Annotated in this window: 16 protein-coding genes; 10 read left to right on the top strand and 6 right to left on the bottom strand. The window is 63.7% G+C overall.

The features are described 5' to 3' along the window. Positions 1–90: 90 nt before the first annotated feature. Positions 91–1,275: a methionine adenosyltransferase gene (gene metK, locus ACLV74_RS00760; RefSeq protein WP_411877448.1), complete on the bottom strand. Its 1,185-nt coding sequence runs from the start codon at positions 1,273–1,275 to the stop codon at positions 91–93. Between the two features lie 173 nt (positions 1,276–1,448). On the opposite strand from metK, the gene ACLV74_RS00755 reads away from it, so the two are divergent. Further along, positions 1,449–2,312: a lysophospholipid acyltransferase family protein gene (locus ACLV74_RS00755; RefSeq protein WP_411877447.1), complete on the top strand. Its 864-nt coding sequence runs from the start codon at positions 1,449–1,451 to the stop codon at positions 2,310–2,312. Beyond that, positions 2,309–3,205 carry a lysophospholipid acyltransferase family protein gene (locus tag ACLV74_RS00750; RefSeq protein WP_411877446.1) on the top strand — a complete coding sequence of 299 codons (897 nt, stop codon included), beginning with the start codon at positions 2,309–2,311 and terminating at the stop codon, positions 3,203–3,205. The genes ACLV74_RS00755 and ACLV74_RS00750 overlap by 4 nt, the downstream gene beginning before the upstream one ends. 16 nt (positions 3,206–3,221) lie before the next feature. Here the strand turns inward: ACLV74_RS00750 and ACLV74_RS00745 are convergent, their stop codons facing one another. Continuing rightward, positions 3,222–4,133 carry an alpha/beta fold hydrolase gene (locus ACLV74_RS00745; protein WP_411877445.1) on the bottom strand — a complete coding sequence of 304 codons (912 nt, stop codon included), beginning with the start codon at positions 4,131–4,133 and terminating at the stop codon, positions 3,222–3,224. 42 nt (positions 4,134–4,175) lie between these two features. Continuing rightward, positions 4,176–4,904, bottom strand: a complete 729-nt coding sequence (yihA, locus tag ACLV74_RS00740; RefSeq protein ID WP_411877444.1) for a ribosome biogenesis GTP-binding protein YihA/YsxC — start codon at positions 4,902–4,904, stop codon at positions 4,176–4,178. Between the two features lie 209 nt (positions 4,905–5,113). Between yihA and ACLV74_RS00735 the strand changes: the two genes are divergently transcribed. From ACLV74_RS00735 to ACLV74_RS00715, 5 genes are all read left to right on the top strand, one after another. Then, the gene (locus ACLV74_RS00735; RefSeq protein ID WP_411877443.1) at positions 5,114–5,776 is read left to right on the top strand and encodes a c-type cytochrome; all 663 of its coding nucleotides are present in this window, start codon (positions 5,114–5,116) and stop codon (positions 5,774–5,776) included. Positions 5,777–5,967: 191 nt separating this feature from the next. Further along, the gene (locus ACLV74_RS00730; protein WP_411877442.1) at positions 5,968–8,178 is read left to right on the top strand and encodes a cytochrome c biogenesis protein ResB; all 2,211 of its coding nucleotides are present in this window, start codon (positions 5,968–5,970) and stop codon (positions 8,176–8,178) included. Continuing rightward, on the top strand, positions 8,175–9,554 hold the full coding sequence (ccsB, locus tag ACLV74_RS00725; protein ID WP_411877441.1) for a c-type cytochrome biogenesis protein CcsB: 1,380 nt from the start codon (positions 8,175–8,177) through the stop codon (positions 9,552–9,554). The genes ACLV74_RS00730 and ccsB overlap by 4 nt, the downstream gene beginning before the upstream one ends. Positions 9,555–9,650: 96 nt before the next feature. Further along, positions 9,651–10,649, top strand: a complete 999-nt coding sequence (msrP, locus tag ACLV74_RS00720; protein WP_411877440.1) for a protein-methionine-sulfoxide reductase catalytic subunit MsrP — start codon at positions 9,651–9,653, stop codon at positions 10,647–10,649. Continuing rightward, positions 10,649–11,308 carry a sulfite oxidase heme-binding subunit YedZ gene (locus ACLV74_RS00715; RefSeq protein ID WP_411877439.1) on the top strand — a complete coding sequence of 220 codons (660 nt, stop codon included), beginning with the start codon at positions 10,649–10,651 and terminating at the stop codon, positions 11,306–11,308. The genes msrP and ACLV74_RS00715 overlap by 1 nt, the downstream gene beginning before the upstream one ends. Before the next feature lie 31 nt (positions 11,309–11,339). Here the strand turns inward: ACLV74_RS00715 and lysA are convergent, their stop codons facing one another. Then, positions 11,340–12,629, bottom strand: coding sequence for a diaminopimelate decarboxylase (gene lysA, locus ACLV74_RS00710; RefSeq protein WP_411877438.1), 1,290 nt, complete (start codon positions 12,627–12,629; stop codon positions 11,340–11,342). 147 nt (positions 12,630–12,776) lie between these two features. Then, positions 12,777–13,037 (bottom strand): LPS translocon maturation chaperone LptM, encoded by a 261-nt coding sequence (gene lptM / locus ACLV74_RS00705; protein ID WP_411877437.1) that lies wholly within the window; start codon positions 13,035–13,037, stop codon positions 12,777–12,779. 12 nt (positions 13,038–13,049) lie between these two features. On the opposite strand from lptM, the gene cyaY reads away from it, so the two are divergent. Further along, positions 13,050–13,385, top strand: coding sequence for an iron donor protein CyaY (gene cyaY, locus ACLV74_RS00700; protein WP_411877436.1), 336 nt, complete (start codon positions 13,050–13,052; stop codon positions 13,383–13,385). A 75-nt stretch (positions 13,386–13,460) separates the two neighbouring features. Here the strand turns inward: cyaY and ACLV74_RS00695 are convergent, their stop codons facing one another. Continuing rightward, the gene (locus tag ACLV74_RS00695) at positions 13,461–15,890 is read right to left on the bottom strand and encodes a penicillin-binding protein 1A (RefSeq protein ID WP_411877435.1); all 2,430 of its coding nucleotides are present in this window, start codon (positions 15,888–15,890) and stop codon (positions 13,461–13,463) included. A gap of 268 nt (positions 15,891–16,158) precedes the next feature. Between ACLV74_RS00695 and ACLV74_RS00690 the strand changes: the two genes are divergently transcribed. Together ACLV74_RS00690 and ACLV74_RS00685 are read left to right on the top strand one after the other, a co-directional pair. Beyond that, positions 16,159–17,238: a pilus assembly protein PilM gene (locus ACLV74_RS00690; protein WP_411877434.1), complete on the top strand. Its 1,080-nt coding sequence runs from the start codon at positions 16,159–16,161 to the stop codon at positions 17,236–17,238. Then, the gene (locus ACLV74_RS00685) at positions 17,235–17,870 is read left to right on the top strand and encodes a PilN domain-containing protein (RefSeq protein WP_411877575.1); all 636 of its coding nucleotides are present in this window, start codon (positions 17,235–17,237) and stop codon (positions 17,868–17,870) included. Before ACLV74_RS00690 ends, ACLV74_RS00685 begins: the two co-directional genes overlap by 4 nt. Positions 17,871–17,882: the final 12 nt, after the last annotated feature.

Below are 17,882 nucleotides of genomic sequence, written 5' to 3'. Positions count from 1 at the left end.
GAGGCATAAAAAAAGCCACCCGAAGGTGGCTTTATGTTGCCGGGGTTTGGCGGTCGGCGGCGTAGGACGTTGCGCTTACAGCGTTCGGTATTACAGGCCGGCTGCAGCCCGAAGGGCCGCAGCTTTGTCGGTACGCTCCCACGTAAATTCCGGTTCGTCGCGGCCGAAGTGGCCGTAGGCTGCCGTCTTTTCGTAGATGGGACGCAGCAGGTCCAGCATCTGGATGATGCCCTTGGGGCGCAGGTCGAAGTGTTCGTTGACCAGGGCCGAGAGCTTCTCGTCGGAAAGGACGCCGGTGCCTTCAGTATAGATCGTCACGTTCATGGGCTTTGCCACACCGATCGCGTAAGCCACCTGGATCTGGCACTGGCGGGCCAGGCCCGCGGCCACGATGTTCTTGGCGACGTAGCGGGCTGCGTAGGCGGCCGAGCGGTCCACCTTGCTGGGGTCCTTGCCGCTGAAGGCGCCGCCGCCGTGTGGGCAGGCGCCGCCGTAGGTGTCGACGATGATCTTGCGGCCGGTCAGGCCGCAATCGCCTTGCGGGCCGCCGATGACGAAGCGGCCGGTCGGGTTGATCAGGTACTTGGTGTCCTTGGTCAGCATGCCCTTGGGCAGCACCGGCTTGATGATTTCTTCAATGATGGCTTCGATGAAGGAGGCCTTCATCTTGTGAGCCGTCTCGCTCTGGTCGGGGCTGTGCTGGGTCGACAGCACCACGGTGTCTATGCTGTGCGGCTTGCCGTCCACATAACGCATGGTGACCTGGCTCTTCGCGTCGGGGCGCAGGAAAGGCAGGCGGCCGTCCTTGCGCAGCTGGGCCTGGCGCTCGACGAGGCGGTGCGCGTAATAAATCGGCGCGGGCATCAGTTCGGGCGTTTCGTCGCAGGCGTAGCCGAACATCAGGCCCTGGTCGCCGGCGCCTATGTTCAGGTGGTCGTCGCTGGCATGGTCCACGCCCTGGGCGATGTCGTTGGACTGCTTGTCGTAGCAGACCATGACGGCGCAGCCTTTGTAGTCGATGCCGTATTCGGTGTTGTCGTAGCCGATGCGCTTGATGGTGTCGCGCGCGACCTGGATGTAGTCGACGTGCGCGTTGGTGGTGATTTCGCCGGCCAGCACGACCAGGCCGGTGTTGGTCAAGGTCTCGGCGGCGACGCGGCTGCGCGGGTCCTGCTTGAAAATCGCGTCGAGAATCGCGTCGGAAATCTGGTCCGCGACCTTGTCGGGATGGCCCTCGGAGACGGATTCGGAAGTAAAGAGAAAATCGTTCGCCATTGCGTACACTCCATGAAGTTTGTCGGCGCGTTGCCGGCTGGGGTGCTTCGGCGAACGCTTTAGCAGTTTGGTTTAATGTCGCCCTGCAAGTTGTTCAGTAACTCGGCGACAGCGCTCATTATATGACTGTCTTATTTAGGCCGCATTGGCCCTTCAATACCCCTCCCTGATCGATGTCCTGGTTATTCCGTTTCTTTGCCCTCTGGCCGCTGGCCGCCCTGCATGCGGTGGGCGGCGCATTGGGCTGGCTGGTCTGGGGCTTGAGCCCGCGCTACCGCGCGCAATTCCGCGCCCACGTGGCGCAGGCCGGCTTGCCGTTTGACGTGGCCCGCCCGGCGATTGCCGAAGCCGGGCGTTTTATCGCCGAGTTGCCCAAGCTGTGGATGCGCCCCGCGTCGGAGTCCTGCCTGGGCAACGTGCGGGTGGAGGGCCAGAGCAATGCGGAGAACGCTTTCGCCCAGGGCCGCGGCGTGATTTTTTTCGGCCCCCATTGCGGCAGCTTTGAACTGGGTCCGCAGGCGCTGGCCGAGCTTTACGGGCCGATCACCGCCATCTACCGGCCCGCGCGCAAGGCCTGGCTGGCGCGGCTGGAACGGCTGGCGCGCGACCGCGCCAACCTCACCGTGGTGCCGGCATCCCTGAGCGGCATACGCCTGATGCACAAGACCCTCAAGGCCAACCAGGCCGTGGCACTGCTGACCGACCAGGTGCCGCCGGAGGGGTTGGGCGTTTGGGCACCGTTTTTCGGCAAGCCGGCCTACACCATGACGCTGGCGGCGCGGCTGGCCCTGCAAAGCGGCGCGGTGCTGCTGCCGGTGAGCTGCGAGCGCCTGGCGCACGGTAAGGGCTACTTTCTCAAGATATGGCCGGCCGTCGAAGGGGTTGAGCCCGCCGATTCCGGTAAAGCGCGCGCCGACCTGCTGCAGGCCGTGACCCGGATCAATCGCGCCATCGAAGCCATCGTGCTGAGCCAGCCCGGCCAGTACCTCTGGGGCTACGCGCGCTACAAGACACCACGCAAGGAAGCACCGCTTTGAAGACTGCGCGCCAGATCGCCGGCCGGCTTGTGACCCGCGGCGGCATCCTCTTTATGCAATTGCTCGCCCTGCTGCCGCTGTCGTGGACACGCGGGCTGGGCGTGCTGCTCGGCTGGGTGCTGTATGCGATGGTGGGCGCGCGCCGGCGCGTGGTGGAGACCAACCTGGCGCTATGTTTCCCGGCGCTTTCCGTACAAGAGCGGCGCCGGCTGAACGTGCAGACCTTTGTTTACTTCGCCCAGGCCTGGCTGGACCGTGCCTGGCTGTGGCACGCGCCCAAGACCTGGGTACAGCGGCGCGTGCATTTGACGGGCGCTGTCGATGAGCTGGCGGGCAACGCGCCGACCGTGATTTTCCTGCCGCACTTCGTGGGCCTGGACGCGGCCTGGACGGCCGTGGCGCTGCAGATGCCGCGGCCCTCCACCACCATTTACACCGATCAGTCCAACAAGCTGGTGGACCGCTGGATACTGCGCGGGCGGCGGCGCTTCGGCAATTTGCGGCTGTTCGGCCGCGCGGCAGGCGTCAAGCCCATCGTGGCCGCGCTGCGCGAAGGCCAGCCGCTGTATTTGCTGCCCGACATGGATTTCGGCCCCGATGATTCCGTGTTCGTGCCATTTTTCGGCGTGCCGACCGCTACCGTGCCTTCGCTCTCGCGTTTCGCCAAACTGGGCCGCGCCAAGGTGCTGCCGCTGCTGCCGCGCATCACTCCCACCGGCTACGAAGTGCAGGTGCTGCCGGCCTGGACGAATTTCCCCAGCGAAGACCCGGTGGCCGACACCGCGCTCATGAATGCGCGCTTGAGCGAGTACATTGCGGCCATGCCGGCGCAGTACTACTGGGTGCACAAGCGGTTCAAGACGCGGCCTGAAGGCGAGCCCTCGCTGTATTGAGCGGGGCCGTTGCCGGCTAACGCAAAAAATCCCGCAGATACGCCGCCACCAGTTTCGGTTGCTCGTGGACGATCCAGTGCGTCGCGCCCGCGATGCTGTGCAGCTCCATCTGCGGAACGTAGTCCTGGAGGCCGTCCAGCAGGGCCGCCGGCAGCGCGATGTCGTCCAGGGCCCAGAGCACTAGTGTGGGCAAATGAACTTCCAGCATTTCGCGCGGAATCGTCACGGCGGCCGCGGCCGGATCGTTGTGCGGCGGGCCGGGCCGCGGCGGGCGCAGCGGCGAGGCGCGGTAGTAGTTGCAGGGCCCGGTCAGGCCCTGGCGCCAGATGGCGCGGTATTGTTCGCGCACCGCGTCGGTCAGCCAGGCATGCGGCCCGTCGGCCGCGCCCATGTGGGTGAAAAATTCCCAGAGGCGGCGAAAGTCGTCTTCGGCCAGCAGCGCCTCGGCATCGGGACGGATCAAAAAATTCATGTAGGCGCTGGCGTCCTGCTGCGCCGGCGAATGCTGCAGCTCGCGCAAGAAAGTGCCCGGGTGCGGCGAGTTGATGATGGCCAGTTTTTTCATCAAGGCCGGCTGGTCGGCTGCCAGCTTCCACGCCACCGCGCCGCCCCAGTCATGCGCAACCAGGCATTCAAGCCGCCCGCCTTCCAGCGCGATCAGCGCCGCGATGTCCTGCGCCAGGTGTTTGGGCCGGTAGGCGGCGGGCTCGGGAGGTGCGCTGGATTGTTCGAAGCCGCGCAGGTTGGGCGCGATGCAGCGAAAGCCGCCGTTTTCGGGCCGCGCGAAATGTTCGAGCAGGCCGTCCCAGACAAAAGCCGCTTCCGGAAAACCGTGCAGAAACATCAGCACGGGCCGGCCTTTGGCGCCACTGGCACGGCAGGACAGGGTGATGCCGTGCGGCAGGCCCTGCAAAGTGGTTTCGATCATGGCGCTACGCTTTCTGTTGACAGCCGGCAGCGCCGCCCGGCATCAATCGTTGATTTCGGGCAACTCCTCAGGTGCGGCTTTGGCGGGCTTGGCCGGCTTTTCCACCGGATGCGCCCAGTCCCACAAATGCTGGGCGACTTCCTCGACGCCGCGGCGCTTCAGCGAAGAAAAGAGTTTGACGTCTCCGCCGCCGGCCTGCAGTCGCACAATGGACAGCGCCTTGGCCGCCTCGGTCTTGTTGAGCTTGTCGGATTTGGTCAGCAGTACCAGGAATTTCAGGCCGTCCTCCACGCGCGGGCGGATGACGTCCAGCAGGATTTCGTCGAGTTCCGTCAGGCCCAGGCGCGGGTCGCACAGCAACACCACGGCCTTGAGGTTGTCGCGGGTCTGCAAATAGTTGCCCATCACCTGTTGCCAGCGGTATTTGGCTTCCTTGGGCACGGCAGCGTAGCCGTAGCCCGGCAGGTCGGCCAGTACCGCGTCGGTCACGCCCTGTTTGCCCAGGCTGAAAAGGTTGATGCTCTGCGTGCGGCCGGGCGTCTTGGAGGCAAAGGCCAGCCTGTGCTGCTGCGTCAGCGTGTTGATGCAGGTGGACTTGCCCGCGTTGGAGCGGCCCACGAAGGCGATTTCCGGCACGTCGACGCGCGGCAGGTGCTTGAGTTCAGGCGCAGTGGTCAGGAATTTGGCCGTGTGCAGCCAGCCCATGGCGATCTTGGGATCGGGGGCGCCGGGTGCAACTGGAGGCGCTTTGGGTGGGGAAGCTGAGGTCATGTCGGGCGGTCCCTGAAGGTCTGTTGCATGCCGGCGGCATGCGTTGAAAGGGGCCGGAGCCCCTGTGGGCGCGGCTGCCGAGGCCGTTGGCCGGCAGAAAGCCGGTGGCGGCTTGCCGCGGCAAGACCCGAATAATCGGGGATGCCCAGAAGCCATTGTAAAATCAGAAAGTTATAAGTTTTGTGCGCCAACCAATTAAAACCCCCGATATGAAGCTGTTCGTTACTTCTCTCCTGGCCGCTTTGCTGGCCGTGCCTGCCGTGTCGTCGTTTGCCGCCGGCGAAGCCGCACCCGCGCACGAGGCCGCTGCGGCGGCGCCGGCCAAGGTGGCCAAGCCCGACCTGGTCAAAGGCGAGGCCAGCTTCACGGCGGTTTGCGCCAGCTGCCACGGCGCCGACGGCAATTCCGGCACGCCCGCCAACCCCAAGCTGGCGCAGCAACACCCTGAATACCTGGTCAAGCAGCTGCAGGAGTTCAAGTCCGGCAAGCGCAAAAACCCCATCATGCAGGGCTTCGCCTCGGCGCTGTCCGACGAGGACATGAAAAACATCGCCTACTGGGCGACCTCGAAAAAAGCCAAGACCGGCTTTGCCAAGGACAAGGAGCTGGTCGCCCTCGGTGAGCGCATCTACCGCGGCGGCGTGCAGGATCGCCAGATTGCGGCCTGCGCAGGCTGCCACAGCCCGACCGGCGCCGGCATCCCGTCCCAATATCCCCGTTTGAGCGGCCAGCATGCCGACTACACCGTGACGCAGCTGACGGCTTTCCGTGACGGCGGCCGCAAGAACAGCGTCCCCATGGCCCAGGTCGCGGCCAAGCTGAACGACCGCGAAATCCGCGCGCTGGCCGACTATATCGCCGGCCTGCGCTAGGCCCCTGGCCTGCCGGGAGGCGGGCTTTTGTGCCGAAAGTACACGCAGGGCGCCTGCAGTATTGAACCCAAGCCGCTAAAACCAATCACACCAAGGCGGGTCTTTCTGATGAAAGCCCGCCTTTTTTCTTTTTCTCCCTTGTCGGCTGCCAGCAGCCCGATTCCGATTCCGCCTCCGGTTCCACTCAAAGCATGACAGTTTCCACCCACGGTATGAAGGTCAATTGGGGCTCCCGCAGTTTGCGGGCGGCAGTGGAGCTGCTGTCCTCCATGCGGTTTTCCATCTCGCTCCTGACGGTCATCTGCATCGCCTCCATCATCGGCACCGTGCTCAAGCAGGCGGAGCCGCTGGGCAACTATGTGAACCAGTTCGGCCCGTTCTGGGCGCAGGCCTTCAGCCTGCTGAGCCTGAACACCATCTACAGCGCCTGGTGGTTTTTGCTGATCCTGGCTTTCCTGGTGATTTCCACCTCGCTGTGCATTTCGCGCAACGCGCCCAAAATCCTGGCGGACCTGAACCAGCTCAAGGAAAACGTACGCGAGCAAAGCCTCAAGGCTTTCGGCCACCGAGCCGAGGCATCGCTGGCCGAAGCGCCTGAAGCCGCCGCGCGACGCATCGGCCAGACGCTGGTGCAAAGCGGGTGGAAGGTCAAGCTGCAGCAGCGCCAGACGCCCGAAGGCGGCGGCTGGATGGTGGCCGCCAAGAAGGGCGCGGCCAACAAGCTGGGTTACATCGCCGCGCACAGCGCCATCGTGCTGGTGTGCGTGGGCGGCCTTCTGGACGGCGACATGGTCGTGCGCGCGCAGATGTGGCTCAACGGCAAATCGATCTACACCGGCGGCGGCCTGATCGCCGACGTGCCGGCGCAATACCGCCTGAGCGACAGCAACCCTACTTTCCGCGCCAATCTGCTGGTGGCCGAGGGCACGCAGGCCAGCACCGCCATCCTGAACCAGCCGGGCGGCGTGCTGCTGCAGGAGCTGCCGTTTTCCATCGAGCTGAAGAAGTTCATCGTCGAGTACTACTCGACCGGCATGCCCAAGCTGTTTGCCAGCGACATCATCATCCACGACAAGGAAACCGGCGAAAAAATCCCGGCACGCGTGGAGGTCAACCACCCGGCCCGCCACAGGGGCGTGGAGATCTACCAGTCCAGTTTTGACGACGGCGGCTCCAGCGTCACGCTCAAGGCCATTCCCATGGCCGCGGCCAGCAAGCCCTTTGAAATCCAGGGCACGATTGGCGGCACCAGCAGCCTGACAAACGGTCAGGGCGAGGGCGCCGAAAAGCTGACGCTCGAATACACCGCGCTGCGCGTGATCAACGTGGAAAACTTCGCCTCGGGCGGCAGCATGGGCGGCTCGGGCGCCGACGTGCGCAAGGTCGACCTGCACCAGGCCATTGATTCGCGCCTGGGCGCGGCCAACAAGACGGTGACGCAAAAAGAGCTGCGCAACGTCGGCCCCAGCGTGAGCTACAAGCTGCGTGACTCCGCCGGCCAGGCCCGCGAGTTCCACAACTACATGCTGCCGGTCAAGACCGACCCGGATGAAAACAGCCCGGCGGTGTATTTGATGGGCGTGCGCGAAACACCGTCGGCTCCCTTCCAGTACCTGCGCATCCCGGTCGATACCGAAGGCGCCATGGAAACCTTTTTGCGCCTGCGCGCCGCGCTGGCCGACCCGGCCCAGCGTGAGCTCGCCGTCAGGCGCTATGCCAGCCAGGCCATAGGCCGTGACCGGCCCGAACTGGCGCAGCAACTCGCGGCCTCCGCTTCGCGCGCGCTGGCGCTGTTTGCCGGCAGCGGTACCGACGCGGCGGCGGCTGGCAATGGCAGCGGCAAGACCGCGGGCCTGCAGGCGATTTCCGATTTCATGGAAGCCAATGTGCCCGAGGCCGAGCGCAACCGCGCCGGCGAAGTGCTGGTTCGCATCCTCAACGGCGCGCTGTTCGAACTGGCCCAGATGACGCGCGAGCAGGCCGGGCTCAAGCCCATGGCGCAGGACGAAAAAACACTGGGCTTCATGTCGCAGATGGTGCTGAGCCTGTCGGACGCGCACTTCTACCCCGCGCCCATGGCCTTTGAGCTCAAGGATTTCACCCAGGTCCAGGCGAGTGTGTTCCAGGTGGCGCGCGCCCCGGGCAAAACCATTGTGTACCTGGGCTGCGCCTTCCTCATTCTGGGCGTGTTCGCCATGCTGTATGTGCGCGAGCGCCGGGTCTGGGTCTGGCTGGCGCCGCGAGTACCCCTGGGACAAGGAGCTCCCGCTGGGGGGGATTCGGTGCCAGAATTGGCTGCGAACAGCCAGGCCACCATGGCTTTGTCGACCAACCGCAAGACCATGGATGGCGACAAGGAATTCGAGATGTTGAAAACAAAACTGTTGCAGGGTCCTGTATGAATACCTCCACGATCAACACCACGGCGGTGAACACCACCACACTCAAGGCCGGCGGCGGCGATAGCACGCTGAGCCTCAACGAAGGCTATTTCGTGCGGCGTAACGTGCTGGACTGGGTGTTCGCCGCGCTGGTCGCCGGCGGCTTCCTCTACGCCTTCTTCCGCTACGGCGCTTTCATGGACGTCTATGAAAAGGGCATCCTGCTGGCCGCCATTCCGGCGGCCATCGCCATGGGCTGGTTCTGGCGGCCGCTGCGCGTGCTGATGGTGGTGGTGAGCGCCTTCGCGCTGCTGGGCATTGCCTCTTACCAGGGCGATCTGGCGCGCGCCGACCAGGTGTTCTGGCTCAAGTACTTCCTCTCCAGCCAGTCGGCCATTTTGTGGATGAGCGTGCTGTTCTTCATGAGCACGATTTTTTACTGGCTCGGCATGTTCGCCAAGAGCCAGAGCAGCACGCTGGAATCATTGGGTTCGAAAATCGCCTGGGTCGCCGTCGGCATGGCGCTGATAGGCACGCTGGTGCGCTGGTATGAAAGCTACCTGATTGGCGCCGACGTCGGCCACATCCCCGTCAGCAACCTGTACGAAGTTTTCGTGCTGTTCTGCTGGATGACAGCGGCCTTCTACCTCTACTTTGAATCGCAGTACAACACCCGCGCGCTGGGCGCTTTCGTGATGCTGGTGGTCAGTGCCGCTGTCGGCTTCCTGCTCTGGTACACCGTGGTGCGCGAGGCCCATGAAATCCAGCCGCTGGTGCCCGCCCTCAAAAGCTGGTGGATGAAGCTGCACGTGCCGGCCAACTTCATTGGCTACGGCATGTTCTCGCTGGCCGCCATGGTGTCGCTGTCCTATTTGATCAAGCAACAGGCCAATGAAACGCGCTGGCACCGGCTCACGCCGCTGTGGCTGCTCGGCGTGGTGCTGTGCTTTGTGCCCATCGTGTTTCGCAGCAAGTCGCCGGCCGAAGTGGGCGGCAGCTACTACTGGGTCGGTTACCTGGCGGTGTCGGGGTTGATCGCCGCCGGCATCCTGCTGGGCCGCAAGCGCATCGCCGCGCGCCTGCCCAGCTTCGAGGTGCTGGACGACGTGATGTACAAGGCGATTGCTGTGGGGTTTGCCTTCTTCACCATCGCCACGGTGCTGGGCGCCCTGTGGGCGGCCGAGGCCTGGGGCGGCTACTGGAGCTGGGACCCCAAGGAAACCTGGGCGCTGATCGTCTGGCTCAATTACGCCGCGTGGCTGCACATGCGGCTCATGAAGGGCCTGCGCGGCACGGTCGCCGCCTGGTGGGCGCTCGTGGGGCTGGCGGTGACCTCGTTCGCCTTCCTGGGCGTCAACATGTTCCTCTCGGGACTGCACAGTTACGGAACCTTGTAGCCGTCGGCGAGTCTTTGTAGAAGCCCCTGGCTGAATCCCTGTAAGAACTTGCTGCGTATTCAGACTAACCCCTAACGGATATTCAAGGACGCCTCCATGCTCATCAAGACCCACGCCAGCGGTTTCGACCACCCTGTTCCCAGCGAGATCACGCCGCGCGGCATCTACCACGGCCGCCGCGACCTGATCAAACTGATGGCCACGGGCGCCGCCGGTGCCGCCATGGCGAGCTGGGCGGGGCGCCAGGCCATGGCGCAGACGGTGCAAAAACCCGGCAAGCTGGCGGCGCTGCCCGGCGGCAAGTCGGCGGTGGCCGGCGCGGTGACCATGGAAAAGATCACCGACTACAAGGACGTCACCACCTACAACAACTACTACGAGTTCGGCGTCGACAAGGCCGAGCCCGCCAAGAACGCCCACACGCTGGTGACCAAACCCTGGTCGGTGGCCGTCGAGGGTTTGGTCAAACAGCCCAAAACCTTCACACTGGAAGACCTGATCAAGCTGGCCCCGCAGGAAGAGCGCATTTACCGCCTGCGCTGCGTCGAAGGCTGGTCCATGGTGATTCCCTGGGTCGGCTATTCGCTGTCCGAACTGATCAAAAAGGTCGAGCCTCTGGGCAGTGCCAAGTACGTCGAGTTCATCACCCTGGCCGACCCCAAGACCATGCCTTTCGTCGGTTCGCGCGTCCTGGACTGGCCTTATGTGGAAGCCCTGCGCATGGACGAAGCCATGCACCCGCTGGCCCTGCTGGCTTTTGGCATGTACGGCGAAGTGCTGCCCAACCAGAACGGCGCGCCGGTGCGCATGGTGCTGCCCTGGAAGTACGGTTTCAAGAGCGGCAAAAGCATCGTCAAGATCCGCTTCACCGACAAGGAGCCGCGCACGGCCTGGAACAAGGCCGCCGCGCAGGAGTACGGCTTTTATTCAAACGTGAACCCCAACGTCGATCACCCGCGCTGGAGCCAGGAAACCGAACGCCGCATCGGCGAAGACGGCCTGTTCGCCAAGAAGCGCAAGACCCTGATGTTCAACGGCTACGAAGCGCAGGTAGGCCAGCTCTACGCCGGCATGGATCTCAAGAAGAACTTTTGATGGGCACGCTCAAGGCGGCAACGCAGAAGTGGCTGCTGCATCCGGCCGCCAAGCCGGTGCTGTTCACCATCTGCCTGCTGCCGTTCGCCTGGCTGTTCTATGGCGCTTTCACCAACCAGTTGGGCGCCAACCCGGCCGAAGCGCTGATACGCGCCACCGGCGACTGGACGCTGCGCTTCATCTGCATCGTGCTGGCGGTCACGCCGCTGCGGGTCATCAGCGGCACGCCGGCGCTGGCGCGCTTTCGGCGCATGCTGGGGCTGTTCGCGTATTTTTATGTCGTCATTCACCTGCTGAGCTACAGCGGCTTCGACATGGGCTTTGATGTTGCCGACATCGCCAAGGACATCGCCAAGCGGCCTTTTATCCTCGTGGGGTTTTCGGCTTTTGTGCTGCTGACGCCGCTGGCGGCCACGTCCTTCAACGCCGCGATCAAGGCCATGGGCGCCAAACGCTGGCAGTGGCTGCACAAGCTGGTCTACCTGGTGGCCGGCTTGGGGCTTTTGCATTTCTTCTGGATGCGCGCCGGCAAGAACAATTTCGCCGAGGTGTTCGTCTACGCCGCGATCATCGCGGTGCTGCTGGGCTGGCGCGTGCAGCAGTTCATCCGGAAAAAGAAGCTGCAGCCCGCCTATGGCGTGCGCGGCAAGCTTTCCTAGAGGCCAGCCGCCGGCCGGCGGGGCTACCGCCTCAGCTGTTGATCAGCACTTCCTGCCGCATCTGGTCTTCCACGGTTTCCCGGCGGCGAATCAGGTGCACCTGGTCGCCGTCGACCAGCAGCTCGGCCGCGCGGCCGCGCGTGTTGTAGTTGCTGGCCATGCTCATGCAGTAAGCGCCCGCCGACATCACGGCCAGCTGGTCGCCTGCCACCACAGTGAGCGCCCGGTCGCGGCCTATCCAGTCGCCGCTTTCGCAGACCGGCCCGACCACGTCGTAAGTCATTTCCGCAGCACCTTTCGTGGCGATGGCCGTCACCGGAACGATGGCGTGGAAAGCCTGGTACATGGCGGGGCGCGGCAAGTCGTTCATGGCCGCATCGATGATGCAAAAGTTCTTGTGCTCGCCGGGTTTGACGTAGAGCACTTCCGTCAGGCACACGCCGGCATTGCCGACCAGTGAGCGGCCGGGTTCGATCATCAGCTTCTTGCCGCCGTAGCCACGCGCGTCCAGGCGCGCCAGCAACTGCCGCCACAGCGCGTCGGCCTCGGGTGGCGTGTCGTTGTTGTAGTTGATGCCCAGGCCCCCGCCGAAGTCGATGTGTTCCAGCGTGATGCCGGCGGCTTCAATCGCAGACACCAGGTCCAGCACGCGGTCCATGGCGTCGAGGTAGGGCGTGGCATCGGTGATCTGCGAGCCGATGTGGCAGTCGATGCCGACGACGCGCAAGCCCTTGAGCGACGCCGCATGCTGGTAGATGCGCAGCGCGTCTTCATGCGCCACGCCGAACTTGTTGTCCTTCAGGCCGGTGGAAATATAGGGGTGCGTCTTGGGGTCCACATTCGGGTTGACGCGTATGCTGACGGGCGCGCGCAGCTGCAGGGCCAGTGCCACTTCCGACAGCACGTCGAGTTCCGCTTCGCTTTCGACATTGAAGCAGCCGATGCCGGCGGCCAGCGCCTTGCGCATTTCGGCGCGGGTTTTGCCCACGCCCGAAAAAATGACCTTGCCGGCCTCCCCGCCCGCGGCCAGCACGCGGTCCAGCTCGCCGCCCGAGACGATGTCAAAGCCGCAGCCGGCGCGGGCGAACACCTGCAGCACGCCCAGCGAGGAGTTGGCCTTCATGGCGTAGCAGATCTGCGCATGGCGTCCGGCAAAGCCGCGCTGGTAGGCGGCCAGCGCCGACAGCATGGCGGCTTTGGAATAAACGAAGAGCGGCGTGCCGTGTACGGCGGCGAGTTCGCGCAGGCGGACGTTCTCGGCGAAGAGCTCGCCCTCGCGGTAGGCGAAATGGGGATGGCCGGGAAGGGATGGGCGGGTCATGGTGGTACGTGGGCTGTCAATGCGGGCTGAGGGTTCGGGGTATCTTAAGGAGCGCGCGGCGTGCGCGCCATGACCGATTCAAGGTGGCGGTCCGCCGGCGCCTTGAATTTGAAGGTTCAGGCCGGGGAGGGCAAGCGTTGGGCGAGATCAACGGGCGGCGGAGGCCGGCAAGACCGGCACAGGCGGCACGACGGCCGCATCATCCGGCGCCGCAGGGAGCGTGGTGGCGGGGGGGGTGGTCAGGGACGGCAGGGCCGGCGCGCCCGGGATTCTGGGCGGCACCGGAAAATAAAGAGGGCCTTTTTGGCCGCAGCCGGCCAGCAGGGCGGTACCGGCCACAATCGCGGCAAGGCCATACCGTAAGGCGGGATTGCGGACGCGACCTAAAATTTGAGCTGAAGAAACCATGACGGGATTGTAATGACGGACCTTGAATACCAGGATTTGGCCGAGCGCGCGCTCCAGGCGGTGGAGGCTGCCTGTGACCGGATCAACGATGAAACCGATGCGGACATCGACAACCAGCGAACCGGCGGCATGGTCACGCTCACCTTTTCCAACCGCAGCCAGATCATCATCAACCTGCAAAAACCCCTGCAGGAAATCTGGATGGCGGCCAAGGCCGGCGGGTTTCACTACAAATTCAGCGGTGGGCGCTGGGCCGACACCAAGGATGCCAGCGAGTTTTTCGCCAACCTGTCGCGCTATGCCAGTGAGCAGGCTGGCCAGCAGCTGGTGTTCACGGCCCGGGCCTGATACCTGATACGGATTCGCTGCTTGAATGAAAAACGGCCCTGACGGGCCGTTTTTCATGCGCGGCTCGCGGCCGGGTCAATTCTTGAACAAGTCCAGGATGCGCTTTTTCTCGTCCGAGGGCGGCAGCACCTGGATGGGGCCGCCCGGCGCGGCCGGACCGGCAGGCTGGCCCGCATTGGCGGCCGCCGGATCCTGCTGAACGCCCACGGTGCTGACACCGGAGCCGCGGGCGTACTCGCTGTAATACCACTCGCCGCCGACGTTCACGACGCCTTCGGGCGGCGGGTATTCGGCGACCGGCACGCCCTTGAGGGCGTATTCCATGAAGTTGATCCAGATCGGCAGGCTCAGGCCGCCGCCGGTTTCCCGGTCGCCGAGCTTTTTCGGCGTGTCGTAGCCCATCCAGACCGCCGCCGTCAGCGTCGGCTGGAAGCCCACGAACCAGGTGTCGATGGAGTCATTGGTCGTGCCGGTTTTGCCGAAGAGGTCGGGCCGCTTGAGGGTGGCCTGCGCCCTGGCCGCCGTGCCGGAGCGTGCCACTTCCTGCAGCAGGCTGTCCATGATGAAGGCGTTGCGCGCGTCTATGCCCCGCATGGATTCGTCCAGCGCGGGCGGTTTGGTGTCGAGCAGAACCTTGCCACGCTGGTCGGTGATCTTGCTGACCAGGTAAGGATTGACGCGGTAGCCGCCGTTGGCGAACACGGAATAGGCGGTGGCCATCTGCATCGGCGTCACCGAGCCGGCGCCCAGCGCCATGGTGAGGTAGGCCGGGTGCTTTTCCGCTTCAAAGCCGAAGTGGGTGATCCAGTCCTGGGCGTAGGGCGCGCCTATGGCCTGCAGGATGCGGATGGAGATCATGTTCTTGGATTTCTTCAAGCCGGTCCGCAGGCTCATGGGGCCGTCGAAGGTGCCGTCGTAGTTCTTGGGCTCCCAGGGCTGGCCGCCGGTCACGCCGGCGTCGAAGAACAGAGGCGCGTCGTTGACCACGGTGGCCGGGGTAAAGCCTTTTTCGAGCGCGGCCGAGTAGATAAAGGGCTTGAAGCTGGAGCCGGGCTGGCGCCATGCCTGGGTCACGTGGTTGAACTTGTTTTTCTCGAAGTCAAAACCGCCCACCAGCGCGCGTATCGAGCCGTCGCGCGGGTCCAGCGCCACAAAAGCGCCTTCGACCTCGGGCAACTGGGTGATTTCCCAGGTGTTTTTCGGCGTTTTAGCGACGCGGATCAGGGCGCCGCGGCGGATCTTGATGTTGGGGCCGGCCTTGTCGGCCAGGCCGGACTGCGCGGGTTTGAGGCCGTCGCCGGTGATTTCGACCGTCTCGCTGTTCTGGCGCAGCGCCAGGATGCGCTTGGGATTGGCTTCCAGCACGACGGCCGACATCACGTCGCCGTTGTCGGGGTTGTCGGTCAGTGCATCGTCGATCGCGTCTTCGGTTTCCTGCGGGTTGACGGGCAGGTCGATGAATTTCTCGGGGCCGCGGTAAATCTGGCGGCGTTCGTAATCCATGATGCCCTTGCGCAGCGCCTTGTAGGCCACGGTCTGGTCGGTGGAGCGCAGGGTGGTGTAGACGTTCAGGCCGCGGGTGTAGGTTTCGTCGCCATACTGGTTGTAGACCAGCTGGCGCACGGTTTCCGCCACATATTCGGCGTGCACCCGGCCCGCGTCGGGCCCGGTTCTGACCTTGAGCTCTTCTTCCTTGGCGGATTTTGCCTGTTCGGCCGTGATGAAACCGTTTTCCTCCATGCGCTCGATGATGTAGAGCTGGCGGGCCCGGGCGCGCTTGGGGTTGATGATGGGGTTGTAGGCCGAAGGCGCTTTGGGCAAGCCGGCCAGCATGGCGGCTTCCGCAATCGAAATGTTCTTCAGCGGTTTGCCGAAGTAGGCTTCCGACGCTGCGGCAAAGCCGTAAGCCCGGTTGCCCAGGAAGATCTGGTTCATATAGATCTCAAGGATCTGGTCCTTGGTCAACATATGTTCCAGCTTGAAGGTCAGCAGGATCTCGTAGATCTTGCGGGTGTAGCTCTTTTCCGCAGACAGGTACACATTGCGGGCCACCTGCATGGTGATGGTGGAGGCGCCCTGGCTCTTGGCGCGGCCCACGTTGGCAAAGCCCGCGCGGATCACGCCCAGGTAATCCACGCCGCCGTGGGAGAAGAAGCGCGCGTCCTCGATGGCGAGCACGGCGTCTTTCATGACCTGCGGGATGTCCTTGATGGGGGTCAGGCTGCGGCGCTCCTCGCCGAATTCGCCGATGACCACGCCATCGGCGGAGAAAACGCGCAGCGGAAGCTTGGGCCGGTAGTCCACCAGGTCCGAGATGTCGGGCAGGTTGGGGTAGGCGACCGACAGGGCGACCGCCACGAATAGCAGAACGCTGGCGACGCCGGCCAGCAAAAGGCCTACGCTCCATAAAAGGAACTTGACCAGCCAGCGCGGCAGCCAGGACTTGGCCGGCGTTGACTTCGCGGGGCCGGGGGTTGAATCAGGAGGGGTAGGCGTGGAGGGCATGTAGGCAATCGTAAAGTCGCGTCACTATTATAAAAATCCTGGAAAGCGGGGCGTACGGGGCATCATGCCAAGCGACACACTTTTACGTTTGCAGACATCGTTTTGCCCAGGTCTGTCCGCTTGCAGACAGTTACAAGCGTCGGCTTTTGACAACGCTCTGAATGTGCGAAACAGGAAAAATCCTTACTGCACAAAGAGCTTACTGCTACTATTCAAGTGATTTCTTAAGTATGCAGGGCTACATATTAGCCGTCATTTGGGGACCGCTTTGATCTCTCTGGGATCGTTATTCAACCGCCAACAACCCGCCTTGCTGGGTTTGGATATCAGTTCGTCCAGCGTCAAGCTGGTGGAGTTGAGCCGTGACAAGGCCGGCAACCTGGTGCTGGATCGCTGCGCGATCGAGCCCCTGGAGCGTGGCTGGATCACCGACGGCAATGTCGAAAAATTCGACGAAGTCGCCGAAGCCGTGCGCCGCCTGGTCAAAAAGAGTGGCACCCGGACCAAAAATGTCGCCATGGCGCTGCCCGCTTCCGCGGTCATCACCAAGAAAATCATCCTGCCCGGCGGCATGACGGACGCCGAACTCGAAATCCAGGTCGAGTCTGAGGCCAACCAATATATTCCCTTTTCCCTGGATGAAGTCAGCCTTGACTTCTGCGTGGTGGGCCCCAGCGCCACCTCCAGTGGCGACGTCGAGGTACTGATTGCCGCCTCGCGCAAGGAAAAAGTGCAAGACCGGCAAGGTTTGGCCGAAGCCGCGGGCCTCAAACCCATCGTGGTTGACGTGGAGTCCTACGCCTCACGCCTGGCAACCGCCCGGTTGGTCGAAAACCTGCCCAATAAAGGGGTGGACACCATGGTTGCCCTGTTTGAAGTGGGCGCGTTGACCACCAGCATGCAGGTCATCAGGAACGACGAGGTGCTGTACGAGCGCGACCAGGCCTTTGGCGGTGCGCAGCTGACGCAGCTGATCGTGCGCCAGTACGGGTTTTCGCCGGAGGAGGCGGAGAGCAAGAAACGCAGCGGTGATTTGCCGGAAGACTATGGCTCCGGCGTGCTGAAACCATTTGTGGAAAGCATGGCCCAGGAAATCGGCCGCGCACTCCAGTTCTTCTTTACCAGCACCCCGCACAACAAGGTGGACTACGTCATGCTTGCCGGCGGTTCGTCCGCCCTGCCCGGTCTCACCGATTCCGTCACGCAGCAGACTTCATTTGCCTGCCTACTGGCCAATCCTTTCGAGGGCATGGAACTGGGCGACGGCGTGCGGGAAAAGAAAATGCGCCGTGAGGCATCGTCTTACCTGACCTCTTGTGGTCTGGCCTTGCGGAGGTTCCTGCAGTGATTCTCGTCAATCTGCTCCCGCACCGCGAAGCTGCGCGCAAGCGCAGGCGGGAAGTATTTTTTGCGACGCTTGGCGTAGCGGCCCTCGTTGGCGGCCTGATTTGCGGTGCCGTGTACTCCTGGTACTTGGCCCAGATTGAAGGCCAGCGAAGCAAGAACACCTTCCTGGCAACAGAGATCAAGCGCCTGGAAGGGCAAATCAAGGACATTGCCGCCCTGCAGGAGGAAATCGCCGCGCTGAGGGCGCGCCAGAACGCGGTGGAAGATCTGCAAGGCAACCGGAATTTGCCGGTCTATTTGCTCAGCGAGCTGGTCAAACAGCTGCCCGATGGCGTGTACATCAACAGCATGAGGCAGGACAACCAGACGGTGCTGATCAGCGGCGTAGCCCAATCCAATGAACGGGTTTCCGAGCTTTTGCGCAATCTCGGCAACAACAGCCCCTGGTTGACCAAGCCCGAACTGGTTGAAATTACCGCCGGCACGGTAGCACTGAGCCCGCGCGACCAGCGGCGGGTGTCCAATTTTTCCATGCGCGTCGGCCTCAAGCGCGCCAATGCGCCGAAAGCGGCCGGTTCTACGCCAGCCGGCGCGGTACCGGCGGCTGCGGCCTCGACGCCGGCCAAGACCTGAAACAGGCTGAAC

This window comes from Polaromonas sp. YR568, from assembly GCF_943369415.1.
GTDB lineage: Bacteria > Pseudomonadota > Gammaproteobacteria > Burkholderiales > Burkholderiaceae_C > Polaromonas.
Note: the sequence above shows the minus strand (reverse complement) of the source record. Positions and strands in the feature narration are given on the sequence as shown.

Bases quoted from the DNA above. Each gene is read 5' to 3' on its own strand.
- ACLV74_RS00715 (WP_411877439.1), top strand. From the start codon at position 10,649: ATGGGCACGCTCAAGGCGGCAACGCAGAAGTGGCTGCTGCATCCGGCC.
- msrP (WP_411877440.1), top strand. From the start codon at position 9,651: ATGCTCATCAAGACCCACGCCAGCGGTTTCGACCACCCTGTTCCCAGC.
- lysA (WP_411877438.1), bottom strand. From the start codon at position 12,629: ATGACCCGCCCATCCCTTCCCGGCCATCCCCATTTCGCCTACCGCGAG.
- ACLV74_RS00735 (WP_411877443.1), top strand. From the start codon at position 5,114: ATGAAGCTGTTCGTTACTTCTCTCCTGGCCGCTTTGCTGGCCGTGCCT.
- ACLV74_RS00755 (WP_411877447.1), top strand. From the start codon at position 1,449: ATGTCCTGGTTATTCCGTTTCTTTGCCCTCTGGCCGCTGGCCGCCCTG.
- ACLV74_RS00745 (WP_411877445.1), bottom strand. From the start codon at position 4,133: ATGATCGAAACCACTTTGCAGGGCCTGCCGCACGGCATCACCCTGTCC.
- ACLV74_RS00730 (WP_411877442.1), top strand. From the start codon at position 5,968: ATGACAGTTTCCACCCACGGTATGAAGGTCAATTGGGGCTCCCGCAGT.
- lptM (WP_411877437.1), bottom strand. From the start codon at position 13,037: ATGGTTTCTTCAGCTCAAATTTTAGGTCGCGTCCGCAATCCCGCCTTA.
- ccsB (WP_411877441.1), top strand. From the start codon at position 8,175: ATGAATACCTCCACGATCAACACCACGGCGGTGAACACCACCACACTC.
- yihA (WP_411877444.1), bottom strand. From the start codon at position 4,904: ATGACCTCAGCTTCCCCACCCAAAGCGCCTCCAGTTGCACCCGGCGCC.
- ACLV74_RS00695 (WP_411877435.1), bottom strand. From the start codon at position 15,890: ATGCCCTCCACGCCTACCCCTCCTGATTCAACCCCCGGCCCCGCGAAG.
- cyaY (WP_411877436.1), top strand. From the start codon at position 13,050: ATGACGGACCTTGAATACCAGGATTTGGCCGAGCGCGCGCTCCAGGCG.
- metK (WP_411877448.1), bottom strand. From the start codon at position 1,275: ATGGCGAACGATTTTCTCTTTACTTCCGAATCCGTCTCCGAGGGCCAT.